The following is a 4781-nucleotide window of genomic DNA, read 5'->3' on the forward strand; positions in this document are numbered from 1 at the left end:
CCTACAGGGAAAGATTCGCTTTCTATGAAGCAAAAGTATAAGGATGGCGAAGTTATCTCTCCCGGAACCGTGATTATTTCAGCGGCCGGTCATTGTGATGATATCAGCAAGACTGTGGAACCTGTTTTACAGAAAAACGGCGGAGAGATCTATTATATCAATTTGTCTCAGGATTCCTTTAAACTCGGCGGATCTTCTTTTGCCCAGATTCTTAATAAAGTGGGGAATGAGGTTCCGACTATAAAAGACGATAAAAAATTCGCTGAAGCTTTTAATGCAATTCAAATTCTTCTCAAAAACGACCAAATTCTTGCCGGCCACGATGTGGCTTCAGGAGGTTTGATCACCAGTCTTTTGGAAATGTGTTTTGCTGATGTCGATCTCGCTGCGGATTTTGACCTTTCGGCTTTAAACGAAAAAGATTCGGTTAAACTTCTTTTCAATGAAAACTGCGGAATTATTTTTCAGGCGAAAGATGCTTCCGCAGAAGCTATTCTGAAAGAAAATAACATCGAATTCTTTAAGATCGGAAAAGTAATTGCGGGAGATACGGTTTCCATCCAAAACGGGGAAGAAAAACTAAGTTTTAATATCCCTGAATTAAGGGATGTTTGGTATAAATCATCTTTCCTTCTGGACGGAAAGCAGAGCGGAATAGATAAAGCTACAGAACGTTTTAATAACTATAAAAATCAGCCGCTTGAATTCAAATTTCCTGCAAATTTCGACGGCAAACTCCCTTCCTTTGGAGGAACCAGAATAAAAGCAGCTATTCTTAGGGAAAAAGGTTCAAATTCGGAACGCGAAATGGCACGTGCCATGCATCTTGCAGGATTTGATGTGAAAGATGTACATATGACCGATCTCATCTCTGGACGGGAAACCCTTGAAGATATCAATTTTATAGCGACCGTGGGAGGTTTCTCAAATTCTGATGTCCTGGGAAGTGCTAAAGGTTGGGCCGGAGCTTTCCTTTATAATGAAAAGGCTAAAGAAGCACTGGATAATTTCTTCAAAAGAGAAGATACCTTATCCCTTGGGGTTTGTAATGGGTGCCAGCTATTTATTGAACTGGGGCTTATAAACCCTGAAGATGATCAAAAACCAAAAATGTTACATAACGAGTCGCATAAATTTGAATGTAATTTCACTTCGGTAGAAATTCAGGAAAACAAGTCAGTGATGCTTTCTAGTCTTGCCGGCAGCAAACTGGGAATTTGGGCAGCGCACGGAGAAGGAAAATTCAGTTTCCCTTATGAAGAAGAGCAATATGATATTCCTGCGAAATACGGCTATGAAGGCTATCCGGCTAACCCAAATGGTTCACATTACAATGCAGCAATGTTAACCGACAAAACAGGAAGACACCTGGTGATGATGCCTCATTTGGAACGATCAACTTTCCCCTGGAACTGGGCGCACTATCCGAAAGATAGAACAGATAGAGTTTCGCCCTGGCTTGAGGCCTTTGTAAATGCCAGAAAATGGCTTGAGAATAAATAATCTTACTTTTTTTAAAAAACCCCGTAGGTAAATTTCCTTCGGGGTTTTTGCATATTCCAAAAACACAAAGCTTTGATTTTAAACTTCTTATATGCTGTCCTAGAGATTATAAAAATATCGGAATTCAAACAAATAGCTCTGTATTCATTAAGTTTTTTTCATACTTACTAATATATTGTTCCTTATTTTAAAAATTCAATTTGAAATAGCTGGCAATTTTCCTATTTTGCAAGGGATATAATAATACCACACAAATGAACCAACCCAAAAGACTTTTTGACTTTCCTTATTATCAGCTGGAAAACTATCCTTTAGAAAAATCCCTGGTTACAAAATATGATGGACAGTGGGTGGCCCTTTCAACCAAACAATATATAGAACAGGCGAATACCATTAGTCGGGGGTTGCTCAGGCTGGGAGTTTTACCCAATGAAAAAATTGCGGTAATCTCTACCACAAACCGTACTGAATGGAATGTGATGGACATAGGAATTCTGCAACTTGGTGCACAAAATGTTCCAATCTATCCCACAATTCCTGAAGAAGATTATGAATATGTACTTAATCATAGTGAAGCCACTTATTGTTTTGTCTCTGATAATGAAGTTTTGCAAAAAGTAAGGGCTATTCAGGCGAATACCAATTTAAAAGAGGTTTACTGTTTTGATGAAATTTCCGGATGTAAAAACTGGAAAGAGATTCTGAAACTGGGAGAGGATAAAAGCAACCAGGAAGAGGTAGAAAAATTAAAGGAAGCTGTAAAACCTGATGATCTTGCGACCTTAATTTACACTTCAGGTACCACCGGAAGGCCAAAAGGCGTAATGCTTACGCATAACAATATTGTTAGCAATGTACTTGGCAGCGCTACCCGTGTTCCATTTGAGGTAGGTACTTATGTTTCCCTTAGTTTCCTTCCGGTTTGCCATATTTTTGAGAGAATGATCCTTTATTTATACCAGTATTATTCGGTCTCCATTCATTTTGCTGAATCTATTGAGAGTATCAGTGATAACCTGAAAGAGGTAAAACCACATGTAATTTCTGCTGTTCCAAGGGTTCTGGAGAAAGTCTACGATAAAATTATTGCCAAAGGATCAAATCTGGGCGGTGTAAAACAAAAACTCTTCTTCTGGGCTGTGGAATTGGGTCTGGAATATGAGCCTTATGAGGCCAATGGCTGGTGGTATGAAACCCGCTTAAAACTAGCCCGAAAATTAATTTTCTCTAAATGGAAAGAAGGCCTGGGTGGAAATATAGAACTGGTGGTTTCCGGTTCAGCTGCTCTTCAGCCCAGACTAGCCAGGGTATTTGCCGCTGCAGATATCCCTGTGATGGAAGGTTACGGGCTTACTGAAACTTCACCTGTTATTGCGGTGAACGATCAGCGTAATTATAATTTCCGAATTGGAACGGTTGGGAAACCTCTTGAAAATGTTGAGGTTAAAATTGCCCAAGATGGTGAGATACTTTGTAAGGGTCCAAATGTAATGATGGGCTATTATAAAGAACCTGAAAAAACCAAAGAAGTGATTAATCCTGATGGATATTTCCATACAGGTGACATTGGAGAACTCGACAAAGACGGTTTCCTGAAGATTACCGATCGTAAAAAAGAAATGTTTAAAACCTCGGGTGGTAAATATGTCGCACCCCAGGTTCTGGAAAACACAATGAAACAATCCCGATTCATCGAACAAATCATGGTTATTGGAGATGGAGAAAAAATGCCTGCAGCACTTGTTCAGCCTAATTTTGAATTTATTCTGGAATGGGCAAAAAGAAAGAATATAGATCTTGGTGATGGTTCAAATAAAACCGTTGCGGAAAATGATCGGGTTAAGCAAAGAATCCAGGAAGAAATTGATTTCTATAATGAAAAATTCGGGAAATGGGAGAAAATCAAAGTTATTGAACTCACTCCTGAAGTTTGGGGGATTGATGAAGGACACCTTACTCCTACTATGAAATTAAAACGAAGAAATATAAAGGAAATCTATATTGATAAGTATAATAAAATATATGGATATGATTAATCGATATAACTTTTATTAAAATGCAGTTAAACTCTCCCTAAAAGGAGAGTTTTTTTATGCAATTCACCTAAATTTAAAGAACCCCATTACTATTTGTCTATTTTAAGTTCATTTGCTATGCATGCATAATATTTTTTCTTAACTTTGGAAATCAAGTCTCACAAATGAAGGAAAAAACAATAGATTATGTGTTGCGTGCCACGTGGATGGCAGTTTCGAAAATGTATAATGAAGAAGCCGGAAAGGCCGGTAGTACGATGGCCACCGGTTTTGCACTTTTAAGCATCGATCCGGAAACCGGCACTCCTTCTACTTCACTTGGACCTAAAATGGGTATGGAAGCTACCAGCCTTTCGAGGATACTCAAAACGATGGAAGATAAAGGACTTATTCTGCGTCGGAAAAATCCTAAGGATGGTAGGAGCGTTCTTATTCACCTTACCGATTTTGGACGGGAAATGCGTGAATATTCCAAAAAAGTCGTGCTTAGATTCGATGAAGCTGTAAAAGAATCGGTTTCAGAAGAAGATTTGAAAACCTTTATAGAGGTTGCGAATACCATTATGGATCTTATTTCAGAAAAAAAGATCTACAAAGAAGAAATCAAACTAAATCAATGATCTAAATTTTTCAGCAAATGGCTGTAACATTATTAAAGAAAACGAAAACCTTATAGTAAAATTTGACCAACAACATGAAAAGAAGAATCAATAAAGTGGCGGTAATAGGCTCCGGAATTATGGGGAGCGGAATTGCCTGTCATTTTGCCAACATTGGCGTAGAAGTGCTCCTGCTGGATATTGTTCCAAGGGAACTCAATGAAAAGGAAAAGAAAAAAGGTTTAAGCCTGGAAGACAAAGAGGTTCGTAACAGGATAGTAAACGAATCTTTGCAAGCTTCTCTGAAATCGAAACCCTCTCCTATTTATCATCAAAAATTTGCGAGCCGGATTAAAACCGGAAATTTGGAAGACGACATTTCCAAAGTTTCTGAAGCCGATTGGATAATAGAAGTGGTTGTGGAACGCCTGGATATTAAACAACAGGTATTTGAAAACCTTGAAAAACATCGCAAACCTGGTACTCTTATCACTACCAACACCTCAGGAATTCCCATCCAACAGATGAATGAAGGGAGAAGTGAAGATTTCAAAAAACATTTTTGCGGAACACACTTCTTTAACCCACCCCGATACCTTAGACTATTCGAAATTATTCCCGGTCCCGATACTTCAAAAGAGGT

General features: G+C 38.5%; 4 protein-coding genes. All 4 read left to right on the plus strand.

The window, feature by feature from the left end; genetic code table 11:
* Window positions 1-1503 (plus strand): phosphoribosylformylglycinamidine synthase subunit PurQ (locus ACESK1_RS12015; protein ID WP_372920422.1); only part of this gene is annotated, 1503 nt, incomplete at its 5' end.
* Between the two features lie 254 nt (window positions 1504-1757).
* The gene (locus ACESK1_RS12020; RefSeq protein WP_372920423.1) at window positions 1758-3539 is read left to right on the plus strand and encodes a long-chain fatty acid--CoA ligase; all 1782 of its coding nucleotides are present in this window, start codon (window positions 1758-1760) and stop codon (window positions 3537-3539) included.
* A 164-nt stretch (window positions 3540-3703) separates the two neighbouring features.
* Window positions 3704-4159, plus strand: a complete 456-nt coding sequence (locus tag ACESK1_RS12025) for a MarR family winged helix-turn-helix transcriptional regulator (RefSeq protein ID WP_372920424.1) — start codon at window positions 3704-3706, stop codon at window positions 4157-4159.
* Window positions 4160-4233: 74 nt separating this feature from the next.
* A partial coding sequence (locus tag ACESK1_RS12030) for a 3-hydroxyacyl-CoA dehydrogenase family protein (RefSeq protein WP_372920425.1) occupies window positions 4234-4781 on the plus strand: 548 nt, incomplete at its 3' end.

Source organism: Salegentibacter sp., from assembly GCF_041642575.1.
Taxonomy (GTDB): domain Bacteria; phylum Bacteroidota; class Bacteroidia; order Flavobacteriales; family Flavobacteriaceae; genus Salegentibacter.

Bases quoted from the DNA above. Each gene is read 5' to 3' on its own strand.
- ACESK1_RS12020 (WP_372920423.1), top strand. From the start codon at position 1,758: ATGAACCAACCCAAAAGACTTTTTGACTTTCCTTATTATCAGCTGGAA.
- ACESK1_RS12025 (WP_372920424.1), top strand. From the start codon at position 3,704: ATGAAGGAAAAAACAATAGATTATGTGTTGCGTGCCACGTGGATGGCA.